The sequence below is a fragment of the Burkholderia sp. BCC1638 genome (genome assembly GCF_902833195.1).
GTDB classification, from domain to species: Bacteria; Pseudomonadota; Gammaproteobacteria; order Burkholderiales; family Burkholderiaceae; genus Burkholderia; species Burkholderia diffusa.
The window spans coordinates 27,916-40,200 of record NZ_CADFEC010000031.1 but is presented as its reverse complement, the minus strand read 5'-3'; the positions used below and the strand labels follow the sequence as shown (position 1 = coordinate 40,200).

At 65.8% G+C, this 12,285-nt stretch carries 17 protein-coding genes and 1 pseudogene; 11 read left to right on the top strand and 7 right to left on the bottom strand.

The genetic code is table 11. The features are described 5' to 3' along the window. Window positions 1-194: 194 nt before the first annotated feature. Window positions 195-479 (bottom strand): multidrug ABC transporter ATPase, encoded by a 285-nt coding sequence (locus HWX22_RS26435; protein WP_175907841.1) that lies wholly within the window; start codon window positions 477-479, stop codon window positions 195-197. A gap of 176 nt (window positions 480-655) precedes the next feature. Here HWX22_RS26435 and HWX22_RS26430 point away from each other — a divergent pair, with 176 nt between their 5' ends. Beyond that, window positions 656-1,144, top strand: coding sequence for a MarR family transcriptional regulator (locus tag HWX22_RS26430; RefSeq protein ID WP_059531315.1), 489 nt, complete (start codon window positions 656-658; stop codon window positions 1,142-1,144). 174 nt (window positions 1,145-1,318) lie between these two features. Beyond that, window positions 1,319-2,881, top strand: coding sequence for a DHA2 family efflux MFS transporter permease subunit (locus tag HWX22_RS26425; RefSeq protein ID WP_059814597.1), 1,563 nt, complete (start codon window positions 1,319-1,321; stop codon window positions 2,879-2,881). Between the two features lie 57 nt (window positions 2,882-2,938). Here HWX22_RS26425 and HWX22_RS26420 read toward each other — a convergent pair whose 3' ends face one another. Then, window positions 2,939-3,865: a LysR family transcriptional regulator gene (locus HWX22_RS26420; protein ID WP_059531322.1), complete on the bottom strand. Its 927-nt coding sequence runs from the start codon at window positions 3,863-3,865 to the stop codon at window positions 2,939-2,941. Window positions 3,866-4,005: 140 nt separating this feature from the next. Between HWX22_RS26420 and HWX22_RS26415 the strand changes: the two genes are divergently transcribed. From HWX22_RS26415 to fliR, 9 genes are all read left to right on the top strand, one after another. After that, window positions 4,006-4,482, top strand: coding sequence for a CidA/LrgA family protein (locus HWX22_RS26415; protein ID WP_059814600.1), 477 nt, complete (start codon window positions 4,006-4,008; stop codon window positions 4,480-4,482). Between the two features lie 13 nt (window positions 4,483-4,495). Further along, on the top strand, window positions 4,496-5,218 hold the full coding sequence (locus HWX22_RS26410) for an LrgB family protein (RefSeq protein WP_059531328.1): 723 nt from the start codon (window positions 4,496-4,498) through the stop codon (window positions 5,216-5,218). A gap of 179 nt (window positions 5,219-5,397) precedes the next feature. Beyond that, on the top strand, window positions 5,398-5,934 hold the full coding sequence (gene fliL / locus HWX22_RS26405) for a flagellar basal body-associated protein FliL (protein ID WP_059531331.1): 537 nt from the start codon (window positions 5,398-5,400) through the stop codon (window positions 5,932-5,934). Between the two features lie 22 nt (window positions 5,935-5,956). Then, window positions 5,957-6,955 (top strand): flagellar motor switch protein FliM, encoded by a 999-nt coding sequence (fliM, locus tag HWX22_RS26400; protein WP_059531334.1) that lies wholly within the window; start codon window positions 5,957-5,959, stop codon window positions 6,953-6,955. Next, window positions 6,948-7,439: a flagellar motor switch protein FliN gene (fliN, locus tag HWX22_RS26395; RefSeq protein ID WP_059531336.1), complete on the top strand. Its 492-nt coding sequence runs from the start codon at window positions 6,948-6,950 to the stop codon at window positions 7,437-7,439. The genes fliM and fliN overlap by 8 nt, the downstream gene beginning before the upstream one ends. Then, a complete protein-coding gene (gene fliO / locus HWX22_RS26390) occupies window positions 7,436-8,005 on the top strand; it encodes a flagellar biosynthetic protein FliO (RefSeq protein WP_175907843.1) in 570 nt (189 codons plus the stop codon). The genes fliN and fliO overlap by 4 nt, the downstream gene beginning before the upstream one ends. Before the next feature lie 36 nt (window positions 8,006-8,041). Beyond that, window positions 8,042-8,803 carry a flagellar type III secretion system pore protein FliP gene (gene fliP, locus HWX22_RS26385; protein ID WP_059465943.1) on the top strand — a complete coding sequence of 254 codons (762 nt, stop codon included), beginning with the start codon at window positions 8,042-8,044 and terminating at the stop codon, window positions 8,801-8,803. Window positions 8,804-8,819: 16 nt separating this feature from the next. Then, complete coding sequence (fliQ, locus tag HWX22_RS26380; RefSeq protein WP_006750427.1) at window positions 8,820-9,092, top strand: flagellar biosynthesis protein FliQ; 273 nt, start codon at window positions 8,820-8,822, stop codon at window positions 9,090-9,092. Between the two features lie 28 nt (window positions 9,093-9,120). Then, window positions 9,121-9,903: a flagellar biosynthetic protein FliR gene (gene fliR / locus HWX22_RS26375; RefSeq protein ID WP_175916704.1), complete on the top strand. Its 783-nt coding sequence runs from the start codon at window positions 9,121-9,123 to the stop codon at window positions 9,901-9,903. A 78-nt stretch (window positions 9,904-9,981) separates the two neighbouring features. Here fliR and HWX22_RS26370 read toward each other — a convergent pair whose 3' ends face one another. From HWX22_RS26370 to HWX22_RS32290, 5 genes and pseudogenes are all read right to left on the bottom strand, one after another. Then, on the bottom strand, window positions 9,982-10,197 hold the full coding sequence (locus tag HWX22_RS26370; RefSeq protein WP_175916703.1) for a hypothetical protein: 216 nt from the start codon (window positions 10,195-10,197) through the stop codon (window positions 9,982-9,984). Window positions 10,198-10,264: 67 nt separating this feature from the next. Then, window positions 10,265-10,525, bottom strand: coding sequence for a hypothetical protein (locus tag HWX22_RS26365; RefSeq protein ID WP_175916689.1), 261 nt, complete (start codon window positions 10,523-10,525; stop codon window positions 10,265-10,267). Then, complete coding sequence (locus tag HWX22_RS32075) at window positions 10,522-10,887, bottom strand: RHS repeat-associated core domain-containing protein (protein ID WP_244135292.1); 366 nt, start codon at window positions 10,885-10,887, stop codon at window positions 10,522-10,524. The genes HWX22_RS26365 and HWX22_RS32075 overlap by 4 nt, the downstream gene beginning before the upstream one ends. A 9-nt stretch (window positions 10,888-10,896) precedes the next feature. Continuing rightward, on the bottom strand, window positions 10,897-11,367 hold the full coding sequence (locus tag HWX22_RS26355) for a hypothetical protein (protein ID WP_175916702.1): 471 nt from the start codon (window positions 11,365-11,367) through the stop codon (window positions 10,897-10,899). Then, window positions 11,360-12,177: pseudogene (locus tag HWX22_RS32290) on the bottom strand (RHS repeat-associated core domain-containing protein); the annotation flags it as partial. The pseudogene HWX22_RS32290 and the gene HWX22_RS26355, both read right to left, overlap by 8 nt. Between the last annotated feature and the right edge of the window lie 108 nt (window positions 12,178-12,285).

The window sequence follows — 12,285 nt, the reverse complement described above, 5'->3', positions numbered from 1 at the left end:
ACTGACGGCGGGAAAGCTGCGCAGCCCTAAGGGTACGGTGCGCGGCGGCACGAATGTGTTACCGGCTCGGCCGGCCGGTTTACCGGTCATTACGGATCGCTTGCGCACGGAGCGGGCAACGAATGCGGCGCGGACGGCGCCGGGCCGCGGGGATGCGGCCGGCGTTCAGTCCGGATGGCGGGGGTGGCGCGGGGTCAGTGGCAGTGCACGGGCGCCGGGACGGGATCGGCGGCGGACCGCCATGTCGACGGCTCCGTTGCCGCCGGCTGGCTCGTGCGGCGGGCGGTGTGCTTCGCGTTGCGCTGCCGGCGGTGATCGAACCATGCGAACCCGAGTGCCGCGAGCGATCCGCCCGGTACCACCAGCATCGTCACGTACAGCGCGATCTTCCAGCCGCGGTGCGGCCCGGAGAACACATGATGAGCGGTATCGGTCAGGTTGCGGCGCAGCGCGCCGGCGGCATTTTTCAGGAACAGCATCGCGAACATCCTCGGGGTGCCCGGCAGCGCGGGCGAAGCGGTCAGAACATCGTCTCCGGCAGTGCAACATGCACGTCGTAACTGGTTGCCTGAAATAATATTGACTAAGCAATTAATTTTCAAGATACTGGGCGCGTTTTGACCTGAAACGCACTATTGCTGCGCGCGCAATTCGCATGAACGGCGGCCTCTACGATCCCGACACCATCGCACTGGAAACGAGCCTCGGTTATTACCTGACCAAGGCCCGGCAGGCGCTCGTCGAGCGAATGGACCGCGCGCTCGAGCCGTACGACCTCACCGCGCAGCAGATCGGCGTGATCCTGCTGTTGTCGCGCGGCTATGCGCGCACGCCGTTCGAGCTGTCGCGCAAGATGTCGTACGACAGTGGATCGATGACCCGGATGCTCGACCGTCTCGAGCGCAAGGGCCTGATCGCACGCTCGCGCAGCGAACAGGACCGCCGGGTGATCGAGCTGACGCTGACCGAACGCGGCGCCGAAGCGGCCCGCGCGCTGCCGTCGCTGATCGCGACCGCGCTGAACGCGCAGCTTGCCGGCTTCTCGGCCGACGAGCTCGCGCTGCTCACCGGCCTGCTGCAGCGGTTCATCGCCAACGGGCCCGGCGACACCGGCTGCCCGAAGCCCGACGAACCGGATTGTTGAGCACGGAGGCCCGATGTCTAGGTTAAGCAGTCGCTTATTTCTCTGTCTGGGCAGAAGATGACAAGGCACGCGCTCCGTCTCTCCCCTCACCCGTTCCCACCAGCCGGGCCGCGCGATATCGTGCGCCCGTGCGCTGTGCCGGCGCGTCGCGCGCGCCGCGTCTAGGAGATTCCGATGTCCGCCACCACGGCATCCGCCGCGCCCCGTCCCGCCGAACCCGCGCCGCTGACCGGCGGCGCGCTCGCGCTCCTCACCGTCGGGCTCGCGCTCGGCACCTTCATGGAAGTGCTCGACACGTCGATCGCGAACGTCGCGGTGCCGACCATCTCGGGCAGCCTCGGCGTCGCGACGAGCGAAGGCACGTGGGTGATCTCGTCGTATTCGGTCGCGTCCGCGATCGCGGTGCCGCTGACCGGCTGGCTCGCGCGACGGGTCGGCGAAGTGCGCCTGTTCACGCTGTCGGTGCTCGCGTTCACGATCGCGTCGGCGCTGTGCGGCCTCGCGGAGAACTTCGAGACGCTGATTGCGTTCCGGCTGCTGCAGGGCCTCGTGTCGGGGCCGATGGTGCCGCTGTCGCAGACGATCCTGATGCGCAGCTATCCGCCCGCGAAGCGCGGGCTCGCGCTCGGGCTATGGGCGATGACGGTGATCGTCGCGCCGATCTTCGGCCCGTTGCTGGGCGGCTGGATCAGCGACAACTACACGTGGCCGTGGATCTTCTACATCAACCTGCCGATCGGGATCTTTTCGGCGGCCTGCGCGTACTTCCTGCTGCGCGGCCGCGAGACGAAGACGACGAAGCAGCGGATCGACGCGGTCGGCCTCGCGCTGCTCGTGATCGGCGTGTCGTGCCTGCAGATGATGCTCGACCTCGGCAAGGACCGCGACTGGTTCAACTCGACCTTCATCGTCGCGCTCGCGCTGATCGCGGTCGTGTCGCTGGCGTTCATGCTCGTGTGGGAGGCGACCGAGAAGGAACCGGTGGTCGATCTGTCGCTGTTCAAGGACCGCAACTTCGCCCTCGGCGCGATGATCATCTCGTTCGGCTTCATGGCGTTTTTCGGCTCGGTCGTGATCTTCCCGCTGTGGCTGCAGACGGTGATGGGCTACACGGCCGGCAAGGCCGGCCTCGCGACCGCGCCGGTCGGGCTGCTCGCGCTCGTGTTGTCGCCGCTGATCGGCCGCAACATGCACCGGCTCGACTTGCGGATGGTCGCGAGCTTCGCGTTCATCGTGTTCGCCGGCGTGTCGATCTGGAACTCGACGTTCACGCTCGACGTGCCGTTCAACCACGTGATCCTGCCGCGGCTCGTGCAGGGGATCGGCGTCGCGTGCTTCTTCGTGCCGATGACGACGATCACGCTGTCGAGCATCTCCGACGAGCGGCTCGCGAGCGCGTCGGGGCTGTCGAACTTCCTGCGCACGCTGTCCGGCGCGATCGGCACCGCGGCCAGCTCGACGTTCTGGGAGAACGACGCGATCTACCACCACGCGCGGCTGTCGGAATCGGTGAGCGTCTATGCGCAGAGCACGACCGACTACCAGGGCGCGCTCGCGCAGCTCGGCATCGTCGGGCAGACGGCCAACGCACAGCTCAACCAGCTCGTCACGCAGCAGGGCTTCATGATGGCGACCAACGACTTCTTTCACCTGTCGGCGGGCGTGTTCATCGCGCTCGCGGCGCTCGTGTGGATCACGAAGCCGAAGAAGGGCGCGGGGCCGGCGATGGGGCACTGAACGCGCGGCGGGCCGCGCCGGCGCCGGCCCGCTCCCCATCCATCCCGGCGGCGGGCCTCACTCCCGCGCCAGCAATCCGCCGAAGGCCAGATCGTCGCCCGACGCGATCGGCAGCGTCGCTCGCGCGACCTCGAGCCATGCACGCGCCGCGTGCGACAGGTAACCCTTCTTCAGCCAGCCGAGCGCGATCGCCCAGGTGATTTCCGGCTCGACGATCGGCCGGCACGTGAACTGCCGCGCGTCGAGCCGCCGGCAGTACGGCTCCGGCAACAGCGCGATGCCGACGCCCGCGTGCACGAGGGCCGCCATGAAATCCCAGTGTCCGCTGCGGCTCACGATCGACGGCGTGAAGCCGGCCTGCCGGCACGCGTCGAGCACCGCGTCGTGCAGCGCGAGGCTCTCCGCGTAGAACACGAACGACTCGCGCGCGAGATCGGCGAGCGGCACGGCCTTGTGGTCCTCCCAGCGCGACTCGCGCGGCGCGACGAGCCACAGCGGCGCGCGCACCATCGGCAACCGCTCGAACGTGGCGGGATCGACCGGCTCCAGCAGCCCGCCGAGCTCGAGCTCGCCCGACATCAGCGCGGCCTCGATCATCCGCGCGCCCTGCTCGAACAGCTTCAGCTCGATGTTCGGATAGCGTTGCTTGTACGCGGCGATGATCGGCGTAAACAGCGACCCGCCGAGCGGCGGAATGCCGATCGTCAGCTCGCCGCGCCCGAGCGTGCCGAGATCCTTCAGCTCCGACTGCAGCTGCGCCTGCGCGGCGAGCACGTCCTGGCCGCGCTGGAACACGATCCGCCCCGCGTCGGTCAGCACCATCTGCCGGCCGTCACGCAGCAGCAGCGGCGAGCCGATTTCGTCCTCGAGCGCCTTCACCATCTTGCTGATGGTCGGCTGCGTGACGAACAGCCGGTCGGCGGCCGCCGTGAAACTCTGCTGACGGACCACCTCGACGAAGTACCGCAGCGCGCGCAATTCCATCGATCACTCCCCAGGTTGGTGCAGCGAACACAAACTGAATTCCGAATTGGAATGATAAGGATAGAGACAAGTCATTTTATTTATGGTTAGGGGAAACCCTATACTCACACCATCGACGAAACATCTGTATGGAGCCCGCCATGACCCAGCCGACCGCCACTGCCGCCGCCCGCCCCGCCGCTTCGGGCAACGTTGCGCGTACGGGCCGGATCGTGCTTCAGGCCGCCGCGCTCGGCGTGCTGTGGATGGCCGTCGACTGGACGGTACGCGCGGTCGGGCTGCCGGTGCCGTCCGGCGTGATCGGCCTCGCGGTGCTGCTCGCGCTGCTGTTTTCAGGCCGCGTCGCGCCCGCGTGGGTCAAGGACGGCGCGAACTGGCTGCTGTCCGACATGCTGCTGTTCTTCGTGCCGGCCGCCGTCGCGGCCGTCCAGTACGGCGGGCTCTTCCGCGAGGACGGCTGGCGTATCGCGTTGGTCATGCTCGCCGGCACCGCCTTCGTGATGGTCGCGGTGGCGGTGGCGGTCGATCTCGCCGCGAAGCTCGAACGCCGCCTCGCCGCGCAGCGCGTGTTCGCCGAGCGCCGCCGCGCGCGCCTCGCCACCGTGTCCGCCCACTGAGCCGGAGCCTGGAATGCCCGCGCTGCTGTCGAACCTGTCCGCCGACCAAGTGAATACCGCGATTTCCGTCGGCTGCTTCGTGCTGACGGTCGTCCTGTATTTTGTGTCGAAGCGGCTTTACGCGTACAGGAAGACGCTGCTGTTCTCGCCGCTCGTGTTCGTGCCCGGCGTGCTGGTGCTGCTGGTCCTGCTGACCGGCATCCCGTATTCGGTCTATTTCCGCGACACGCGCTGGCTGATGTGGCTGCTCGGCCCGGCGACGATCGCGTTCGCGGTGCCGATCTACGAGTACCGCGACCTGATCCGCCGCCACTGGCTGTCGCTGTCGGTCGGCGTCGCGGTCGGGATCGGCGCGGGCGTGTGCGGGTCGCTGCTGCTCGCGAAGCTGCTGCACCTGTCGCCCGAGCTGCAGCGCTCGCTGATGACGCGCTCGGTCTCGACCCCGTTCGCGCTGGCCGTATCCGACAAGATCCATGCACCGAAGGACCTCACCGCCCTCTTCGTGATCGCGACCGGCATCTGCGGGATGCTGCTCGGCGAAATCGTGCTGGCGCTGGTGCCGATGCGCACGCGGCTCGCGCGCGGCGCGCTGTTCGGCGCGGCCGCCCACGGCGTGGGCACCGCGAAGGCGCGCGAGATCGGCAGCGAGGAAGGCGTCGTGTCGAGCCTCACGATGATGATCGCCGGCGTCGCGATGGTGCTGATCGCGCCGCTCTTGTCGCTGTTGCCGATCTGACGCCGCGCGGGCGGGCGCCGCCGCCAGCCCGCTCCGCCTCGCTGCCCCGGCGCCCGCCGGCCGCGCCTCGCCCCGCCGTTCCCGCCCTGCATCGAGCCGACACCCGCCCGACAATCGGCTGAGATAGCCGCAATTCCCCCCTCTTTTCCGCCCATCGGGCTCGGCCCGGATGCCGAACAATGCATGCTACGAGACATCACGCACGCATTCACATGGCCTCCACGACTGCAAACCCGACCGCCGACAAGCCGGCTTCGTCCGGCAAGTTCAAGCGCATCGCGCTCATCGCCGTCATCGCGCTGGGCGCGGCCGCCGCCGCCGCGGGCGGCATGTACGTGTTCCTGAGCAAGGCAGGCGTCGGCCATGCGAGCGCGCCCGCCGAACCCGCGCCGCTTGCCGCGCCGGTGTTCTTCCCGCTCGACCCGTTGACCGTGAACCTGCAGTCGGACGACGGCGTGCAGCACTACCTGCGCGTCGGCCTGTCGCTGAAGCTCACCGACCCGAAGGCGCAGGAGCAGCTGACCGCGCGCATGCCGGAGATCCGCAGCCGGATCCTGCTCGCGCTGTCGAACAAGCATCCCGAGGATCTCGCGACGCCGGACGGCAAGCGTTCGCTCGCGACGGAACTGCGGGAGCTGATCGAACAGCCGACGCAGCCGGGCAACCAGCGCGCGAAGGTCGACGACGTGCTGTTCACCGAATTCGTCGTCCAATAACGCGGCCGGACAAGGAGCGCGCATGGGCCACCAGGAGTTCATGTCCCAGGAGGAGGTCGACGCCCTCCTCAAGGGCGTCACGGGCGAAACCGATTCGGTCGACGAGCAGCGCGACACGTCGGGCGTCCGCCCCTACAACATCGCGACGCAGGAGCGGATCGTCCGCGGCCGGATGCCCGGCCTCGAGATCATCAACGACCGCTTCGCGCGCCTCTTGCGGATCGGCATCTTCAACTTCATGCGGCGCACGGCGGAAATCTCCGTGAGCCAGGTGAAGGTGCAGAAGTACAGCGAGTTCACCCGCAACCTGCCGATCCCGACGAACCTGAACCTGGTGCACGTGAAGCCGCTGCGCGGCACGTCGCTGTTCGTGTTCGACCCGAACCTCGTGTTCTTCGTCGTCGACAACCTGTTCGGCGGCGACGGGCGCTTTCACACGCGCGTCGAGGGCCGCGACTTCACGGCCACCGAGCAGCGGATCATCGGCAAGCTGCTGAACCTGGTGTTCGAGCACTACACGACCGCGTGGAAGAGCGTGCGGCCGCTGCAGTTCGAATTCGTGCGCTCGGAGATGCATACGCAGTTCGCGAACGTCGCGACGCCGAACGAGATCGTGATCGTCACGCAGTTCTCGATCGAGTTCGGGCCGACGGGCGGCACGCTGCACATCTGCATGCCGTACTCGATGGTCGAGCCGATCCGCGACGTGCTCGCGTCGCCGATCCAGGGCGAGGCGCTCGAGGTCGACCGCCGCTGGGTGCGCGTGCTGTCGCAGCAGGTGCAGTCGGCCGAGGTCGAGTTGAGCGCGAATCTCGCCGAGATCCCGTCGACTTTCGAGAAGATCCTGAACCTGCGTGCGGGCGACGTGCTGCCGCTGGAGATCGAGGACACGATCACCGCGAAGGTCGACGGCGTGCCGGTGATGGAATGCGGCTACGGCATTTTCAATGGTCAATATGCGTTGCGCGTGCAGAAGATGATCAGCGCGGGCGACACGATGAAGGAAGGTGGATATGAGTGAGCTGAACCCGACGCCCGAACTCGACCCGCAGGCGCTCGCCGACGCGGCGCTCGCGGAATCGGCCGCGGCCGTGCCGGCGGCACCCGCCGCGGCGGAAGAAGAGTCGAGCCTGGATGACTGGGCCGCCGCGCTGGCCGAGCAGAACCAGCAGCCGGTGCAGGCGGGCGCGACCGGCGCCGGCGTGTTCCAGCCGCTGTCGAAGGCCGCCGCCAGCTCGACGCACAACGACATCGAGATGATTCTCGACATCCCGGTCAAGATGACCGTGGAGCTCGGCCGCACGAAGATCGCGATCCGCAACCTGCTGCAGCTCGCGCAGGGTTCGGTCGTCGAACTCGACGGCCTCGCCGGCGAGCCGATGGACGTGCTCGTGAACGGCTGCCTGATCGCGCAGGGCGAGGTCGTGGTCGTCAACGACAAGTTCGGCATCCGGCTGACCGACATCATCACGCCGGCCGAACGCATCCGGAAGCTGAATCGGTGAACGTCGTGAAGTCCGGCCGCGGCGCGTGCCTTTTGCCGAGCGTGGCGGCACTGGCCATCGCCGCGTCGTTCGTCTGCGCGCCGGCCGGCGCCGCCGACATGAACGCGGTGAACAACGCCGGCGCCATCGCGTCGAGCGTGACGGTCGGCTCGGCCGTGCCGTCGCTCGGCGTCGGCGCGGTGCTGCAGACGCTCGTCGGGCTCGCGGTCGTGATCGGCCTCGTGTTCGGCTGCGCGTGGCTCGCGCGCCGCTTCGGGTTCCAGCCCGCGCGGCGCGGCGGCCCGCTGAAGGTCGTGTCGAGCGTCGGGCTCGGCGCGAAGGAAAGCGCGACGATCGTCGAGATCGGCGATACCTGGCTCGTGCTCGGCGTCGCGCCGGGCAACGTGCGGCTGCTGCATACGCTGCCGGCCGGCTCGGCGGCGGTCACGACGGCGCCGGCTTCGGCCGACGCCCCCGCCGGGGCCGCATCGGACGAACGCGGCCAGCCCGGCACGTTCGGCGCGCGATTTCGCGACGCGCTCGCGGGCGAAGCCGCGAAGCGCTTCGGGCGCGGCAAGGACCGCTGACATGGCGTCGCGCCCTCTTTCCGTATTCGCATCTCGATGAAACACGAATTCCTGCGTCACGCGGCGCGCTTCGCGCCCGTGCTGATCCTCGGCCTAGCCCCCGCGCTCGCGTGCGCGCAGGCGGCCGGCCTGCCCGCGTTCAACACCAGCCCGGGCCCGAACGGCGGCACCACCTATTCGCTGAGCGTGCAGACGATGCTGCTGCTCACGATGCTGTCGTTTCTGCCGGCGATGCTGCTGATGATGACGAGCTTCACGCGCATCATCATCGTGCTGTCGCTGCTGCGCCAGGCGCTCGGCACCGCGACGACGCCGCCGAACCAGGTGCTGGTTGGCCTGGCGATGTTCCTCACCTTCTTCGTGATGTCGCCGGTGCTCGACCGCGCGTACGCAGACGGCTACAAGCCGTTCTCCGACGGCGCGATGCCGATGGAGCAGGCCGTGCAGCGCGGCGTCGCGCCGTTCAAGAGCTTCATGCTGAAGCAGACCCGCGAGACCGATCTCGCGCTGTTCGCGAAGATCTCGAAGGCCGCGCCGATGCAGGGCCCGGAAGACGTGCCGCTGTCGCTGCTGGTGCCGGCGTTTGTCACGAGCGAGCTGAAGACCGGTTTCCAGATCGGCTTCACGATCTTCATCCCATTCCTGATCATCGACATGGTCGTCGCGAGCGTGCTGATGTCGATGGGGATGATGATGGTGTCGCCGTCCACCGTGTCGCTGCCGTTCAAGCTGATGCTGTTCGTGCTCGTCGACGGCTGGCAGCTGCTGATCGGCTCGCTCGCGCAGAGCTTCACGTAAGCGGAGGAAGCGCGCGATGACGCCCGAACAAGTGATGACGCTGGCGCACCAGGCGATGATGGTCGGCCTGCTGCTGGCCGCCCCGCTGCTGCTGGTCGCGCTCGCGGTCGGCCTCGTCGTGAGCCTGTTCCAGGCCGCGACGCAGATCAACGAATCGACGCTGTCGTTCATCCCGAAGCTGCTCGCGGTGGCCGCGACGCTCGTGATCGCCGGCCCGTGGATGCTGACGACGATGCTCGACTACTTGCGGCAGACGCTGCTGCACGTCGCGACGCTCGGCGCCGGCTGAGCGGCACGCCAAGCTCCGTACCGCCGCGATGTTCTCGGTTACCTACGCGCAGCTCAACGGCTGGCTGACGGCTTTCCTGTGGCCGTTCGTGCGGATGCTCGCGCTCGTCGCGACGGCGCCCGTGGTCGGCCACGCGGCGGTGCCCGTGCGCGTGAAGATCGGCATCGCCGCGTTCATGGCGCTGGTCGTCGCGCCGACGCTCGGCGCGATGCCGGCCGTCACCGTGTTCTCGGCGCAGGGCATCTGGATCGTCGTCACGCAGTTTCTGATCGGCGCGGCGATGGGCTTCACGATGCAGATCGTGTTCGCGGCCGTCGAGGCGGCCGGCGACTTCATCGGCTTGTCGATGGGGCTCGGTTTCGCGACCTTCTTCGACCCGCATTCGAACGGCGCTACGCCGGCGATGGGCCGTTTCCTGAACGCGATCGCGATGCTTGCGTTCCTTGCGGTGGACGGCCACCTGCAGGTATTCGCGGCGCTGGCCGCGTCGTTCCAGTCGCTGCCGGTGTCGGCCGACCTGCTGCACGCGCCCGGCTGGCGCACGCTGGCCGCGTTCGGCGCGACCGTGTTCGAGATGGGGCTGCTGCTCGCGCTGCCGGTGGTCGCGGCGCTCCTGATCGCGAACCTCGCGCTCGGGATCCTGAACCGCGCGGCGCCCCAGATCGGCATCTTCCAGATCGGCTTTCCGGTGACGATGCTGGTCGGGCTGTTGCTCGTGCAACTGATGATCCCGAACCTCGTGCCGTTCGTGGCGCACCTGTTCGACATGGGGCTGGATGCGATGGGGCGGGTGCTGGTGGGGTGGCGGTAAGTGGCGACCCAGGCTGTTCCCCCCGAACGTCGTGCGCTCGCCGTTGTGCTTGCGCACCGTCAGGTTTCCTTGCTTGTCTTACGTGTAGTGCGTGCCGGCATATTCCTTCAGCAGGTTGTCCAGCAGCGGCGCGGCCGGCTTCCCGCCGAGTGCGCCAATCCCGTGCGCGTCTCGCTCCGTCGCTTCCACGATATTGCTCGCCGGATCGAACGCGAACGTCTCCACGCCCAGCGACGACTGCGCGCGCGTGAGCCGGCCAATCGGGTCGTACGCGTACTGGATGCTGGTTTCCACGCAGGACAAACTCGCTCCGTCGGATTAGGGGCGTATTGATCGCTTGTTAGTCCGATGAAGTCCTGCTCTAACCGTCAAGCGACTTCACTTTGTCTTGGTTGATGGCGATTACATCAACGTGACTCTCGTACGAAAAGTTCGATATCGCATCTTGCAGATGCACATGTTCCACATCGTTGGAATCCATCTCGTAGGCAGCGTTAATCAGGAAGACGCCCAGAGCACGTATAACTTCCGCATTGGCAAGTACAGATATTTCATCCAATGTTAGAGACTTGTCGCTACCTGCAACTGTTCCAAAAATCTTCAACTCACCAAGATCTCTCATAGCTCGAAACCCTCACTCCGCAAATATTCTTTCTCTGTTCGTGTCAACCCAGAGACAGCTCCGCGTGATCCATGGCTTTGGCTTCCATCCTTGTTCACAACAATCTCTTGCTTGCGTGACTTACATTGACAGTGAGCATGCGTCTGTTGGTTCGTGTTTTCCACATGTGGCGGATCAATTCTTATGCGACCGTTTCCAACGTTGACCCATTGCCCAGACCGAGCCAACCCCAACGGATCCACCCACTGTACCGGGTTCGGCGCGTACTGGAAGACGTTGATCCCACCCGCCAACCCAATCGGGTCCTTGCTAACGAACCGCCCACTACCCGGATCGTAGTGCCGATGCCGGTTATAGTGCAGTTAGCGCCATTATCTCCATTCGACAACGTCGATCAGGGCACTGCCATTCATCTCAAAGTAATCCAAGCTTATCGCTTTTTCCATGCCGCAGGAAATGAATACCAGATCATTGACGATTTCCCTACCGAATCTAAATGTTCGATTGATGATGTGTGGCTCAGCAATCCGTAATGCACCGCAATACATCCAGTCCTCGTCGATCAAGACGTAGGCGCCATCCCTGTATGTTTTGCTTATGTTCGACAGAACCAGCCCTATCCCAGACGGGGAAATGCGTCTCTTAAGTTCGTGAAGCGCAAGCCTACAAGCGTTAAATTCCGCTAATAAAGTTTCCGTCGACTCCAGTGAAATTAGATCTGCCTGACCAGCCGATGGAGCAAGCTCAGCCACCTTCTTAAGATAGCTGCTGAAGATTTTTTTCCCGTTTGCGCGTCGGTACAGCAACTCTCTCCGGCGCGCGGGAGTGTCAAAATCACTCATTACACCCTCCGTAGTACGCTTTGCCTTTTGGGTTTGCGATCTTAGGCCTACCGTAGTCGTTCATCCTAGTTTCACCGGAAATAGGATCAACCTTCACCTTACCTGCTTCCCAATGAGGGGCGTCCAGGTGGCTTACGTCCATCGTTTGCTGCTGGACAGTGGCTTGCACCGTTCCACCACCCGATTGCGGAACCTCATACCTGTACTCCCGACCAGAGGCATTCCGCGATTGGCTAATAGGTTGCTGGCTTTTCGGAATTCCAGCTTGACGCATCGCCTCACGGCGAGCGGCACGAGATGAAAGACCAGTTTGGCAATTCAACCCAAGCGGGTCAATCCAGCCTACCGGATTGGGCGCGTACTGGTAGACGTTGATCCCACCCGCGAGCCCAATCGGGTCCTTGCTAACGAACCGCCCACTACCCGGATCGTAGTACCGATACCGGTTGTAATGCAGCCCCGTCTCACGATCAAAGTACTGCCCCGCAAACCGAAGCGGATTCGCGATTCCAGCCTTGCGTGCCGCCTCGCTGATCACCTCCTGCGCTTCGCCCCACGCCTGATAGCGCGCCGACCACGCCAGTTCACCCGCCTCGTCCGTCAACTCCTGCGGCGTGCCGATCTGATCACAATGGTAGTACGCCAGCGACGTGAGATCCGGCGCTTCGTTCTCCCCATCCCCCAGCACCGCCGGCCCCGTCACACGCAACAGCGGCGTGAAGCTTCCCGGCTCATACACATAGTGCGTCGTCTCGCGCTTGTTCCACGATGTCTCATACGCCAGCGTATCGCTTCCCAACCGTACAACGTCAGCCCATAGCCGTGCTCCTGCTTCAGCCGACGCCGTTTCGCATCGGCACATCACCATCTGAGCGGATTGCCAGCAACCCCGCTAACATCAAGAGCCGCTCACGTGGC